12 protein-coding genes are annotated in these 12,845 nt (G+C 68.3%); 7 read left to right on the top strand and 5 right to left on the bottom strand.

Annotated elements, in window-relative coordinates; genetic code table 11:
- The first annotated feature begins 180 nt into the window (after nt 1-180).
- Nucleotides 181-876 carry a c-type cytochrome gene (locus ASG75_RS14350; protein ID WP_056390986.1) on the top strand — a complete coding sequence of 232 codons (696 nt, stop codon included), beginning with the start codon at nt 181-183 and terminating at the stop codon, nt 874-876.
- A 22-nt stretch (nt 877-898) separates the two neighbouring features.
- Here the strand turns inward: ASG75_RS14350 and ASG75_RS14355 are convergent, their stop codons facing one another.
- A complete protein-coding gene (locus ASG75_RS14355; protein WP_056390990.1) occupies nt 899-1,675 on the bottom strand; it encodes a glutaminyl-peptide cyclotransferase in 777 nt (258 codons plus the stop codon).
- 29 nt (nt 1,676-1,704) lie between these two features.
- Nucleotides 1,705-3,084, bottom strand: a complete 1,380-nt coding sequence (dbpA, locus tag ASG75_RS14360) for an ATP-dependent RNA helicase DbpA (RefSeq protein WP_056390993.1) — start codon at nt 3,082-3,084, stop codon at nt 1,705-1,707.
- Between the two features lie 95 nt (nt 3,085-3,179).
- On the opposite strand from dbpA, the gene folB reads away from it, so the two are divergent.
- The 3 genes from folB to ASG75_RS14375 all read left to right on the top strand — a co-directional run bounded on the left by folB (nt 3,180) and on the right by ASG75_RS14375 (nt 4,960).
- Nucleotides 3,180-3,539, top strand: coding sequence for a dihydroneopterin aldolase (gene folB / locus ASG75_RS14365; RefSeq protein WP_056390995.1), 360 nt, complete (start codon nt 3,180-3,182; stop codon nt 3,537-3,539).
- A complete protein-coding gene (folK, locus tag ASG75_RS14370) occupies nt 3,539-4,027 on the top strand; it encodes a 2-amino-4-hydroxy-6-hydroxymethyldihydropteridine diphosphokinase (RefSeq protein WP_056390998.1) in 489 nt (162 codons plus the stop codon). The genes folB and folK overlap by 1 nt, the downstream gene beginning before the upstream one ends.
- Before the next feature lie 72 nt (nt 4,028-4,099).
- Entirely contained in the window at nt 4,100-4,960 is an 861-nt protein-coding gene (locus ASG75_RS14375; RefSeq protein WP_056391001.1) for a DUF6159 family protein, read from the top strand.
- 16 nt (nt 4,961-4,976) lie between these two features.
- On the opposite strand, the gene ASG75_RS14380 is transcribed toward ASG75_RS14375, so the two are convergent.
- Nucleotides 4,977-5,723 carry a pteridine reductase gene (locus ASG75_RS14380; RefSeq protein ID WP_056391004.1) on the bottom strand — a complete coding sequence of 249 codons (747 nt, stop codon included), beginning with the start codon at nt 5,721-5,723 and terminating at the stop codon, nt 4,977-4,979.
- Nucleotides 5,724-5,793: 70 nt separating this feature from the next.
- Nucleotides 5,794-6,540 (bottom strand): hypothetical protein, encoded by a 747-nt coding sequence (locus ASG75_RS14385; RefSeq protein WP_056391007.1) that lies wholly within the window; start codon nt 6,538-6,540, stop codon nt 5,794-5,796.
- A gap of 192 nt (nt 6,541-6,732) precedes the next feature.
- Between ASG75_RS14385 and ASG75_RS14390 the strand changes: the two genes are divergently transcribed.
- The 3 genes from ASG75_RS14390 to ASG75_RS14400 all read left to right on the top strand — a co-directional run bounded on the left by ASG75_RS14390 (nt 6,733) and on the right by ASG75_RS14400 (nt 10,643).
- Nucleotides 6,733-8,919, top strand: a complete 2,187-nt coding sequence (locus ASG75_RS14390) for a TonB-dependent receptor (protein ID WP_056391370.1) — start codon at nt 6,733-6,735, stop codon at nt 8,917-8,919.
- Between the two features lie 111 nt (nt 8,920-9,030).
- Complete coding sequence (locus ASG75_RS14395; protein WP_056391010.1) at nt 9,031-10,224, top strand: SAM-dependent methyltransferase; 1,194 nt, start codon at nt 9,031-9,033, stop codon at nt 10,222-10,224.
- A gap of 74 nt (nt 10,225-10,298) precedes the next feature.
- Nucleotides 10,299-10,643, top strand: a complete 345-nt coding sequence (locus ASG75_RS14400) for a VanZ family protein (protein ID WP_200935723.1) — start codon at nt 10,299-10,301, stop codon at nt 10,641-10,643.
- On the opposite strand, the gene ASG75_RS14405 is transcribed toward ASG75_RS14400, so the two are convergent.
- On the bottom strand, nt 10,620-12,839 hold the full coding sequence (locus ASG75_RS14405; RefSeq protein WP_056391376.1) for an LTA synthase family protein: 2,220 nt from the start codon (nt 12,837-12,839) through the stop codon (nt 10,620-10,622). The genes ASG75_RS14400 and ASG75_RS14405 overlap by 24 nt on opposite strands.
- Nucleotides 12,840-12,845 lie beyond the last annotated feature (6 nt).

The raw sequence follows: 12,845 nt of genomic DNA on the forward strand, positions 1-12,845 counted from the left end.
GCGCTGCCGCATGGCGGCCACTCGATGGCAACCCTTTGGGCCGGGTCTGTTTGCGCGCATGCCGGCGTCATCACTCAGTCGTGGACCGACGTCCACTCCTTCGTTCTTCCTTGGCCTGCGCGCAAACAGCTCCCGGCGCGGGGCACTTGGAGATCATGAACAGGCTCAAGGAGCGCCGTGATGACGTATCGCACCAGTCTCCTGTTGGCTTGCCTGCTGCTGTCGACCGCCACGCTCGACGCCGCCGCACAGCAACCCGCCACCACGCCGTCCGCCGCGCTCGACCTGCGTCGCGTGCAGCCGGTCAGCGGCGATGCCCAGGCCGGTGCTGGCAAGGCCGCGGTATGCGCGGCCTGCCATGGCGCGCAGGGCGTGGCGATCGCGCCGAACTTTCCGAACCTGGCCGGGCAATCGGCCACCTATCTGTACGTGCAGTTGAAGGAGTTCCATGACGGCCAGCGCAGCGATCCGGTGATGACCGGCCAGGCCGCCACGCTGAGCGACGCCGACATGCGCGACCTGGCCAGCTACTACGCCTCGTTGGCGCCGAAGCCGGCGGGCCAGGCCGATGCCGCCTCGCGCGGCGCGCAGCTGTATCTGGCCGGCGACCCGGCGCAGGGCATTCCGCCCTGCCAGGGTTGCCACGGCCCGGCCGGGCTGGGCCCGCAGCCGCATCCCAGCAGCGCACCGCAGCCGCCATGGGCGACCTACCCGCGTCTGCGTGGCCAGTCCAGCTTGTACGTGGCCAAGCAGCTGGGCGACTTCAAGAGCGGCGCGCGCGCCGGCAGCAGCAATGCGAAGGTGATGCATGGCGTGGCGGCCACGCTCGGCGACGCCGACGTGCAGGCGCTGTCGACCTGGCTGAATACCTTGTGACGCTACCGGCCGCGGCGCGGATTCACTGCGCGGGCCGCTTCACCAGCTTGATCTCGAACAGCTGCGGCCAGCACTTGCCGGTGACGAACAGGCGCTTGTGCCGCGCGTCCCAGGCGATCCCGTTGAGCACGTCGTCGCCGGGGTTCGGCAGCTGGTTGATGTCGAACAGGCCGGTGAGGTCGATCCAGCCCACCACGTGGCCGCTGGCCGGGTCGATCCGCGCGATGCGGTCGGTCAACCACACGTTCGCGTAGATCTCGCCGTCGACCCACTCCAGTTCGTTGAGGTGGGTGACCCGCGCGCCATCCGCGGTCACCGTGATGCGGCGGATCACTTGCAGCGTTTCCGGATCGAGCACGCGCAGCACCGGCGTGCCATCGCTCATGTACAGGTGCGTGTCGTCGCGGGTCAGCGCCCAGCCTTCGCCGGGGTAGCTGAAATTGCGCTGCGGCGTGAAACTGGCCAGGTCGTAGACGAAGCCGGTCTGGCTCTGCCAGGTGAGCTGCACCAGCCGGTCCTTCCAGTCGACGATGCCCTCGCCGAAGTACTGCTTCGGCAGGCGATGGCGCTGCACCACTTCGCCGGTTTCCAGCGCCACCTTGCGCACGGTCGACTGGCCGACCTGGCCGGTGCTCTCGTAGAGGTAACCGGCCTTGTAGAACAGCCCCTCGGTATAGGCGCCGGTGTCGTGCGGGTAGGTGCGCACGACCTGGTAGCCGTAGACCGGGATGGCCGCCGAGGCCGGCGCGGCACAGGCGAGCAGGGCGAAGGCGAGGGTGCAGGTGGACCAGCGCGGCATCGGGTCGGCTTCCGGACGGGTTGGGGCGATCAGCCTAGCGGACGCACGCGGAAATTGCGGCCCTTGATCTTGCCCGCGCGCAGGCGCTCCAGCGCCTTGTTCGCCAGTGCGCGGCTGATCGCCACGTAGGCGCGGGTGGCGAACACGTCGATCTTGCCGATGTCCTTCGCCTCCAGCCCGGCGTCGCCGGTGAGCGCGCCGAGGATGTCGCCGGGGCGCAGCTTGTCCTGCCGGCCGGCGTCGATCACCAGCGTCTTCATCGGCGCCAGGTGCAACGTCTTGCCGCGCGGCGACGCCACTTTCAGCGTGCGCCACGGCAGCGGCGCGCCGCTGAGTTCCTCGATGTTCGCCGCCTTCGGCCGCTCGCGCGGCGTGCACAAGGTGATCGCCAGGCCTGTTTCGCCGGCGCGGCCGGTGCGGCCGATGCGGTGGGTGTGGGTGTCCGGGTCGTGCGCGACGTCGTAGCTCAGCACCAGCGGCAGCGCGACGATGTCCAGCCCGCGCGCGGCCACGTCGGTGGCGACCAGCACCGCGCAGCTGTGGTTGGCGAAGCGCACCAGCACCTCGTCGCGGTCGCGCTGTTCCATGTCGCCGTGCAGAGCCAGCGCGGAGAAGCCGCGGCGGTCGAGTTCCTGCGCTACTGCGTCCACATCGCGGCGCATGTTGCAGAACACCAGCGCGTGCTCCCCGCGCTCGCCGGCCAGCAACTGCGCCAGTGCATCAAGTTTCTGCGCCGGATCCACTTCGATGAACTGCTGTTCGATCGCCGGTTTCTGTTCGGCCGGCGCGTCCACCGTCACCACGACCGGATCCTTCTGCACGCGCTGGCTCACCGCGCGGATCTCGTCCGGATAGGTGGCCGAGAACAGCAGGGTCTGATGGTGTTTCGCGATGCGCCCGATGATGTCGTCGATCGCCTCGCTGAAGCCCATGTCGAGCATGCGATCGGCCTCGTCCAGCACCAGCACCTTGATGCCGCCGCCGTGCAGGCTGCCGCGCTTGAGGTGTTCCTGCACGCGGCCGGGCGTGCCCACCACGATGTGCGGGTCATGCGTCAGCGAGGCCAGTTGCGGACCCAGCGGCATGCCGCCGCACAGGGTCAGCAGCTTCACGTTCGGAATGTTCGCGGCCAGCTTGCGGATCGCCTTGCTGACCTGGTCGGCCAGTTCGCGGGTGGGGCACAGCACCAGCGCCTGCAGCCGGATCGTGTCCGCGTCCAGCGTCTGCAGCAGGCTCAGCCCGAACGCCGCGGTCTTGCCGCTGCCGGTCTGCGCCTGCGCGATCACGTCGCGCCCTTCCAGCATCGGCGGCAGGCTTTGCGCCTGCACCGGGGTCATGGCGGCGTAGCCGAGCGTGTCGACGCTGGCGAGCAGGGCGGGTTTGAGCGGGAGCGTGCTGAACGTGGTCATCCGCACATGATCGCATGGCGGCCACCGCGCCACAGGCTTGCATCCGCGCGCCGGCTCGCGGACCCTGTACGGCTCCGCCTCTCGTGATCACCGCCATGGATACCGTTTTCATCGAAGATCTGCGCATCGACGCCGTCATCGGCATCTACGACTGGGAGCGCCGGGTGCGGCAGACGCTGTCGTTCGACATCGAGATGGCGTTCGACAACACCGTGCCGGCGGCCGGCGACGACATCGCGCTGACGCTGAACTACAAGGACGTGTCCAAGCGCTTGATCGGCTACGTGGAAGCGTCCAGCTTCGGCCTGGTCGAGACGCTGGCCGAGCGCTGCGCGGCGATCATCCGCGAGGAGTTCGGGGTCGGCTGGGTGCGCCTGAAGCTGTCCAAGCCGGGTGCGGTGCGCGGCGCGAAGGCCGTCGGCGTGTGCATCGAGCGCGGCATGCGAACGCGCTGATGGCACGGGTCTACCTGAGCCTGGGTTCCAACCTCGAACCGCAGCGTCACCTGTCCGCGGCGATCGGCGAATTGCGCGAGCGTTTCGGTGCGATCGCCGTGTCGCCGGCGTATCGCAGCCGGTCGGTGGGTTTCGACAGCGCGGACTTCGTCAACCTGGCGGTGGGGTTGGATACCGAGCTGTCGCCCGAAGCGCTGAACGACTGGCTGCACGCGCTGGAGGATCGCCACGGCCGCCGCCGCGACGTGCCGCGCTATTCGGACCGCACGCTGGACGTCGACATCGTGTTCTACGACGCGCTGGTGCTCGACGGCCCGGGTCACCTGCAGATCCCGCGCAAGGAACTGCAGCACGCGTTCGTGCTGCGGCCGATTGCCGACATCGCGCCGGCGTTCCGGCATCCCGTCAGCGGGCTGAGCATGGCCGAGTTGTGGGCGGCGTTTCCGGCGGGGCACGAACCGCTGCAGGTCGAATCGCTGCCGGACTGAGCACTGTCGCATGCGTGCGACGGGTGCTAGAAAGGGCACACTCACGATCCACGGATGAAGGGGGAGACACGTATGGCCGGGAAATTTGCGCGCAGTTGGGCGTTGCTGAAAGCGAGCGCGGCGGTGTTGCGTTCGGACAAGTCGTTGCTGGTGTTTCCCTTGCTATCGGGGCTGTGCACGCTGCTGGTGGCGGCGAGTTTCCTGATCCCGGTCGGGGTGATGGTGATCGGCAACGAGCACGCCGGCGAGCAGTTCAGGCAGGGCATGTCCGCGGGCGCGTATCTGCTGATGTTCGGCTTCTACCTGGTGCAGTACTTCGTGATCATCTTTTTCCAGACCGCGCTGACCGGCGTGGCGCTGATGCACCTGCGCGGCGAGCCGACCAGCGTGGGCGCCGGCTTCGCGCTGGCCCGCGCGAAGTTGCCGCAGATCCTCGGCTACGCGCTGATCGCCGCCACCGTCGGCCTGCTGCTGCGGATGATCCAGGAGCGCCTTGGCCTGATCGGCCGGTTGGTGGTCGGCTTCATCGGCCTGGCCTGGACCGTGGCCACCTTCCTGGTGGTGCCGATCCTGGCCAGCCAGGACGTGGGCCCGGTCGACGCGGTCAAGCGCAGCGTGGAACTGCTCAAGCGCAGCTGGGGCGAGAACCTGATCGGCAACGGCGGCATCGGCGTGGTGTTCGGCCTGCTGATGGTGCTGGCGGTGCTGCTCGGCGCGATCCTGATCGGCGGCGCGGTCGCGTTGCAGTCGGCCGTGGCGATCGTGCTGGCGGTGGCCATGGTGGTGCTGGGGCTGACCCTGCTCGGCCTGGTCCAGGCGTCACTGCAAGGCATCTACTCGGCCGCGCTGTACCGCTACGCGGAAGCGGGCGAGGCCAGCGTCGGCTTCGACCAGGCGCTGCTGCAGCAGGCGTTCGCGCCGAAGAAGAAGTAGCCGCGAGCCGCAGAACTCACACCGACAACGTGCGCCCGCCGTCCACGCGGATGATCTGCCCGGTGACATACGGCGCATCGCGCAGCAGCCACAGCACGGCGCCGGCGACATCCTCGGGCGTGCCGGCGTGCTGCAGCGGCGTGCGCGCCAGCATCGTCTGCTGATCGGCGTACGGTTTGCCGTCGCTGGGCCACAGCACCGCGCCGGGCGCCACGCCGTTGACACGGATTTCCGGGCCCAGCTCCAGCGCCAGCGAGCGGGTCATCGCGGCGAGTGCGGCCTTCGCCATGCAGTACAGCGGGTGCTCCGCCAGCGGCCGTTCGGCGTAGATGTCGACCATGTTGACGATGCCGCCGCGCGCTTCGCGCAGCGCCGGGATCGCCGCCTGGCTGAGGAAGAACGGCGCCTGCGCGTTGGAGGCGAACAACGCGTCCCACTGCTGCGGCGTCGCCGTGCCCAGCGGCGTGGGGAAGAACGCCGAGGCGTTGTTGACCAGCGCGTCGAGCCGGCCGTAGTGCGCCAGCAATTGTTCGATCATTGCCGGCAAGGCGGGCAGGTCGGCCAGTTCGGCCTGCAGCAGCAAGGTGCTGCCGCGGCGTTGCCGTTCCAGTTCGTCGGCCAGCGCGCGGGCGTCGTCGGCGGAGCGGCGGTAGTGCAGCGCCAGGTCGTAGCCGGCTGCGTGCAGGGTGCGCGCGGTCACCGCGCCGACGCGACGGCCGGCGCCGGTGATCAGCGCGACGGGGCGGTCGTGGCGTGGCGGCATGGGGCGACTCCGGCGGATATCCAGATTCCAGCTTGCCGCAAAGCCCGCTTCACGTCATCCGGCGCGGCGCTCAATCAGGTTTGCGCGACTTCCGGCTGGCGGCCTTGCGTGCGGCACTCGCCACTTTGCGTGCGGCGCCGGCCACGGCCTTGTCGACCAGGCTGTTCACCGCGCGGCGGCGGGGCTTGGCTTTCGGCGTATCGGCGGCGTCGCCCTCGAGCGTGACTTCGCCTTCGAACAGTTCGATCGCGGTGCCGGCAACTTGCCCGGTGTCGTAGTACGCGTAGGCGCCCACGCCGAGTGCGCCGATTACCGGCAGCCAGCGCGAAACGCCCTTGCTGAGCGTGCGCTGGGTCAGCTTGACGCCGACCTGTTTCGCCACGCGTTGGGCCACGCCGTAGGACATCCGCCGGAACACCAGCCGGTCGCCCATGCGCACCACCAGATCGCGAAACGCCTGCGCCGCGGTGTGGCGGAACAGGCACCACATCATCTGCTCGCGGCCCAGCGTGGCGTGACGACCGTAGGCGGCGGCGATGTCGCTGACCATCTGCGCCTGGATTTTCCAGATCGCGATCAGCTCCGGCAGCAAGGTCAGCCAGCCCAGCGGCCCCGGCGGCAACGCGAGCGAGCCGGCGGTGAGTGCGGCACGCTGGGCGGCGCGATTGGCCAGCCGGCGCGCCTCGCTGGCGGGGTCCTGGCTGTTGCCGATCTTGCTGTCGGGTACCTGGCTGACGAAATCCAGGATCGCCTCGGTGATCCGGCCGTGCTCGACCGGTGCGATGACGGTGGCTACCTGCTGGCTGGGCTGGGTCATGCGTGGCTCCGTGGGACGTATCGGGCGCTGGACGCGGCATGTGTCGTTGGCAGTCTAGGGACGTCGCATGAAGCGGGGATCAACGGTTTCGCCGTCGGGCATGACTTCCGGCGCAGGCGTGGCGGAAAACTTTTCAGTAATGTTATAACATTACAAAATAAGAACCTCTTTCCACCCCTGTTGGAACTGTCGATGAAACCTTCCCTGCTCGCCTTGAGCCTTGCCGTTGCCCTGGGGACGACCGCCGTCCACGCCACCGACACGACGCCGGCGACGAATGCCGCCGCCCCCGCCGTTACCGCGAACGGGGACGATCCGGTCGACGGTGGCGGCCGCAACAGGCAGCCGGCCAAGGTGCAGGACCTGGGCGCGGTCTCGGTCTCGGCCGCGCTGGACCAGGCGCGCAATGCGCTGTCGCCGGATACCGGCAGCAGCCAGTACGTGATCGACCACAAGGCGATCGCGCAGCTGCCGCTGGGCGCCTCCACGCCGATGAACCAGGTGCTGCTGCAGGCGCCTGGCGTGGTGCAGGATTCCTACGGCGGCCTGCACGTGCGCGGCGACCACGCGAACCTGCAGTACCGCATCAATGGCGTGATCATCCCCGAGTCGATCGGCGGCTTCGGCCAGAGCCTCGATGCGCGCACGATCGACACCGTGAAGCTGCTCGACGGCGCGCTGCCGGCGCAGTACGGCCTGCGCACGGCGGCGGTGGTCGACATCACCACGAAGAGCGGCCATGACCTCGGCAACGGCGGCAGCGTCGGCATCACCGGCGGCAGCAACGGCACGCTCAATCCGAACGCGTCGGTCTGGGGCAGCAACGACCGCTGGAGCTGGTTCTTCACCGGCAACTACCTGGAGAACGATGCCGGCATCGAGAATCCCACGTCGAGCAGGAAGCCGATCCACGACCACACCAACCAGGTGAAGGGCTTCGGCGACGTCAGCTACCTGATCGACAACGACACCCGGCTGAGCTTCCTGTTCGGCGTCGCCAACAACCGCTTCCAGATCCCGAACCGGCCGGGCTATATGCCGCAATTCGGCTATCTGGATACGGTCGACTTCAACTCCGCCAACCTCGACGAACACCAGCGCGAGAACACCCGCTTCGGCGTGCTGGCGCTGCAGGGCAAGCTGGGCGCGACCGACTACCAGGTGTCGGTGGGCCAGCGCTACAGCCGCCTCGCCTATGCGCCGGACCGGATCGGCGAGCTGATGTTCAACGGCGTCGCTTCCGCGGTCACCCGCAGCAATCGCGCCAGCACCTTGCAGGCCGACTTCGCCATGCCGATGGGCGGCCGCCACACGCTGCGCTACGGCATCTACGGCAGCTTCGAGCGCGCGGTCAGCGGCAACGACGCATGGGTGTTCCCGGCCGACGCCGACGGCAACCAGGCCAGCACCACGCCGATCAACATCCTCGACAACAGCCGCCTCACCGCGAAGACCTGGTCGGCCTACGTGCAGGACGAGTGGAGCATCGGCGACACCTGGACGCTGAACTACGGCCTGCGCGGCGACCGTTACCAACTGGCACGCAGCGAGAGCCAGCTGAGCCCGCGGCTGGGCCTGGTCTGGCAGGCCACCGGCAGCACCACCGTGCACGCCGGCTACTCGCGCTACTTCACCCCGCCGGCCACCGAGATGATCGCGAGCAGCAACATCGCCAAGTTCGACGGCACCACCAACGCGGTGTCGGACATGGGCAACAACACGCCGCTGGCCGAGCGCTCGGACTATTTCGACGTCGGCGTCTCGCAGAACCTCGGCTCGGCCTGGACCGTCGGCGTGGACGCCTACTACCGCAAGGTGCAGCGTCTGCAGGACGAAGGCCAGTTCGGCTCCGCCCTGGTCTACTCCACCTTCAACTACGCCGCGGGCCGGGTGAAGGGCCTGGAATTCACCGTCAACTACGAGCAGGGGCCGCTGTCCGCCTACTTCAACGCGTCGCTCGGCAAGGCGATCGGCAAGCGCATCATCACCAGCCAGTACAACTTCGCGTCGGACGACCTGGCCTACGTCAACGACCACTGGATCTTCCTCGACCACGACCAGAAACTCACCTCGTCCGGCGGCGTCAACTATGCGTTGAACGACAGCACCCGGGTCGGCGCCGACTACCTGTTCGGCAGCGGCCTGCGCAAGGACGGCAACGTGCCGAACGGCGCCTCGCTGCCGGTGTACTTCCAGTTGAACCTCAACCTGTCGCACGACTTCACGTTCGAGCGCTTCGGCCAGCTGCACACCCAGCTCGCCGTGCTCAACGCGCTGGACCGCACCTACGAGTTGCGCGACGGCAGCGGCATCGGCGTCGGTGCGCCGCAGTTCGGCCCGCGCCGCGGTGTGTACCTTAGCGTGCAGAAGGATTTCTGAGCGCAGGAACGTGCTGCGGTTTTGCAGGGCGGGTCGATCTGCGGGCGCCCGATGAAGGGCGTGCGGCGCCATCCGCTATGCTTGCCGCGTTTTTCATGACCGGCAACAAACATGTCTTCTCGCCTCCCCGAACCGACGGCCGACGAGCGCGCCCATTCCGATCGCCTGCTGCAGTTATTGCGCGAACAGATTGCCTCGCACGGACCGATGCCGTTCTCGCAATACATGGAGCGTTGCCTGTACGCGCCGGGGCTGGGCTACTACAGCGCCGGCCGTACCAAGTTCGGCGCAGCCGGCGACTTCGTCACCGCGCCGGAACTGGGCGGCCTGTTCGCCGACTGCGTGGTGAATGCGCTGCAACCGGTGCTGGCGATGCTCGGCGACGAGGCGGATTTCCTCGAACTGGGCGGCGGCAGCGGTGCATTCGCCGAGGCGGCGTTGAAGGCGCTGGCCGCCAGCGGCACGCTGCCGCGGCGGTATCTGATCCTGGAGCCCAGCGCCGACTTGCGCGAACGCCAGCGCGAACGCCTGCTGGCGCACTTGCCGGCCGCGCTCAACGCCCGCGTGCAGTGGCTGGATCGCCCGCCCGAGCAGGACTGGCGCGGCGTGCTGTTCGCCAACGAGGTGATCGACGCGCTGCCGGCCACGCGCTTCGCGATGCGCCAGGGCGAAGTTTATGAAGAGTACGTGGCGCTCGATGGCGAAGGCCGCCTGGTCCGCGTCGACCGCCCGGCCGATGCGCTGGTATCCGCCGCCGTGCGCCACGTCGAGCGCGACCTCGGCGTCGATTTCGTCGATGGCTACCGCTCGGAAATCCTGCCGCAGCTGCCGTACTGGATCCAGGCGGTCGCCGGCTCGCTGACGACGGGCTTGCTGCTGTTCATCGACTACGGTTACGTGCGCCGCGAGTTCTACCTGCCCGAGCGCGACGACGGCACCTTGATGGCGCATTACCGTCACCACGCACACAACGACCCGCTGTACCTGCCGGGCATGAACGACCTTACCGCCTCGGTCGACTTCACCGCGCTGGCCGAGGCCGGCAACAGCGCCGGCTTCGGCGTGGCGGGGTATTTGCCGCAGGCGCAGTTCCTGATTGGCGCCGGGTTGCAGGACGCGTTCGAGCGCGAGCACGCGGCGATCGCCGACGAGCACGGCCGCTACCGGCTCGCCCAGCAGGCGAAGCGGCTGATGTTGCCCGAGCAGATGGGCGAACGCTTCCAGGCGATGCTGTTGGCGCGCGGCCTCGACGCGCTGCCGCTGCCGGCCGAGTTGCTCGCCGCCGACCAGGGCGAGCGGCTTTGACGGAACGCGAAACGATTCAGCCGTCCGGACGGCTGCGCTGGCATCGCGCCTGGGTCGCGCTGGGTGGCGCGATCATGCTGTGGGTGCTGTGGATGGCGCTGCGCCCGGACCCCGGCATCGCGCTGGATTTCCCGTACGGCGACAAGCTGCTGCACGCCACCACTTTCACCTGCCTGATGGGCTGGTGGGGCAACGTCTACCGCGAACGCCGCCCGCGCGGCTGGGCTGCGCTGGGCTGCCTGGCGTTCGGCGTGTTCATCGAATTCGCGCAGTGGCTGGACCCGCCGCGCGACGCCGATGCGCTGGACGTGCTCGCCGATGGCGTCGGCATCGTCATCGCGCTGATGCTGCTGCGCACATCGCTCGCCAGCGTGCTGGCGAGCGTGGAAGCGCGCTCAATGCGCCGGCGCGGGGACTGAACCGACCGAACCGGCTGCTGCCGGCACCACCGTCGAGCTGGCCGGCGCTGGTGCGGAGGCGGGTTCCGCCGGCAACGGTTCCACCGGCGTCGAATCCTCCGGGCGGCGCACCAGCTGGCCGCGCTTGAACAGCTCGCTGGCGACCTGGTAATAGGCCACCGCCTGGTCGATCTGCTCTTCGTTCTGCGGCACGATCGGGGTGGCGTCGCCGCTGGCGTAGTCCGGCTTCATCTGCTCCAGCTTGCGCTGCGGCTCCAGTACGGTGAGCACGTCGTCGTGCAGGTAGCCGAGCTTCTCGTAGGTAGCCGGGAACGCGCGCTCGCGGCCGGGTTCCAACTGGAACAGGTCGTAGCCGAAGAAGCGCGAGCGGTAGCTGAAGTTGAGCAGGCCGAGCAGGGTCGGCGCGATGTCGACCTGGCCCATCAACCGGTCCACGCGCTGCGGCTGGATGTGCTTCGGCGCGTAGATCCACAGCGGCACGTGGTAGCGGTTCACCGGCACGCTGGTCTTGCCCGCGCTGGAGGCGCAGTGGTCGGCGGTGATCACGAACACGGTGTCGTCGAAATACGATTTTTCGCGCGCGCGCTTGATGAAATCGCCGATCGACCAGTCGGTGTACGCCACCGCGCCCTGACGGGTGCCGTTGGCCTGCTTGACGCGGCCTTCCGGGAAGGTGAACGGGCGGTGGTTGGAGGTGGTCATGATGTGCAGGAAAAAGGGTTTTCCTTCGGCGTGGATCTGGTCCATCTGGCCCAGCGCCAGCGTGTACAGGTCCTCGTCGGCCACGCCCCACACGTTCTCGCTGTGGATCGTGGCGGTCTTCGGGATGTCGCGCCGGTCCACCGTGCGGTAACCGTTGTGGCCGAAGAAGTAGTTCATGTTGTCGAACTGGCCGTAGCCGCCGTAGACGAAGTCCGACTGGTAACCGCGGTCGTTGAAGACACCGGCCAGCGAGAACAGATTCTCGTTGTTGTGTTCCTTCAGCAGCGAGTCGCCGGGTGTGGGCGGCACCGACAGCGACAGCGCTTCCAGCCCGCGCACGGTGCGCGTGCCGTTCGCGTACAGGTTGTCGAAGAACAGGCTCTGGCCGACCAGCGAATCGAGGTACGGCGTGATGTGGTCCGGGTTGCCGAACGTGCCCAGGTAGTCGCCGGAGAAGCTCTCCACGCTGATCAGCACCACGTTGAGGCGCTTTTCCGGGCCGACCCGGCGGATCGCGCGGGTGAGGTCGCGCGGGTCGTCGCTGACGTAGGTCGCGTCCGGCGTCTTCAGCATCTCGCGCACGCGGCGGAACGCCTCGTCGTCCGGCAGCGTGCGGTAGAACTTCGCGTAGTCGAGGTGGCTGCTGCGGAACGCGTTGAAGAACTGGTAGATGCCGTTGCCGGCCAGCTCGTTGACGTAGTTGTTGCCGGTGCGATCCTTCATGCCGCCATTCACCGCGGCCACCGAAATGACCGTCAGCACCAGCCACAGCAGCGCCACCTTGCCGCGCTGCCAGAAACGGCTGCCGTCGTCGCGCACGCGCAGGGCGCGCCGGCCGAGCGCGAACAGCACCAGCGCGACCACCGCCAGCAGGGCCAGCCAGCGGCCGATCGGATAGGACTCGCGGATATTGCCGATCACCTCGTTGGTGTAGACGAGGTAGTCCACCGCGATGAAGTTGAAGCGCACGCTGAACTCGTTCCAGAACACCAGCTCGGACGCCGCCACGAACAACAGCCCGTACAGCAGCACCAGCGCCAGCCCGTACAGCACCCACTGGCCGGTGCGCGAGGCATAGGCGAAGCCCGGCAGCGGCAACACCAGCAGGAACAGCAGCACCAGCGGCCAGGTCATGCCCAGGTGGGCGCGGTACAGCAGGTACAGCACGCCCACACACAGCGCGTACAGCAGCGCCAGCGCGATCACGTAGAGCAGCCACTGGCCCAGCCCGGACACTGCGGCGCGTCGCGTCGGCACCAGCCACAGGAACAGCACCAGCGGCCACGCCACGTAGATGTAGGTGACCAGGTCGTAGCCCAGCCCCACGCCGAACGCGTACAGCAGGTTCAGCGGCGTGTGCGGCACTTCGCTGCCGGACATCACCAGCAGCACCACGCGGGTGGCGAACGAGATCGCCAGGTAGGTGATCGCCAGCCACAGCAGCGGACGGAAGCGCTGACGCAGGGGAGAGGTCGGGGTGAATGCACTCGACACGGGCAA

Source organism: Rhodanobacter sp. Soil772, assembly GCF_001428385.1.
GTDB lineage: Bacteria > Pseudomonadota > Gammaproteobacteria > Xanthomonadales > Rhodanobacteraceae > Rhodanobacter.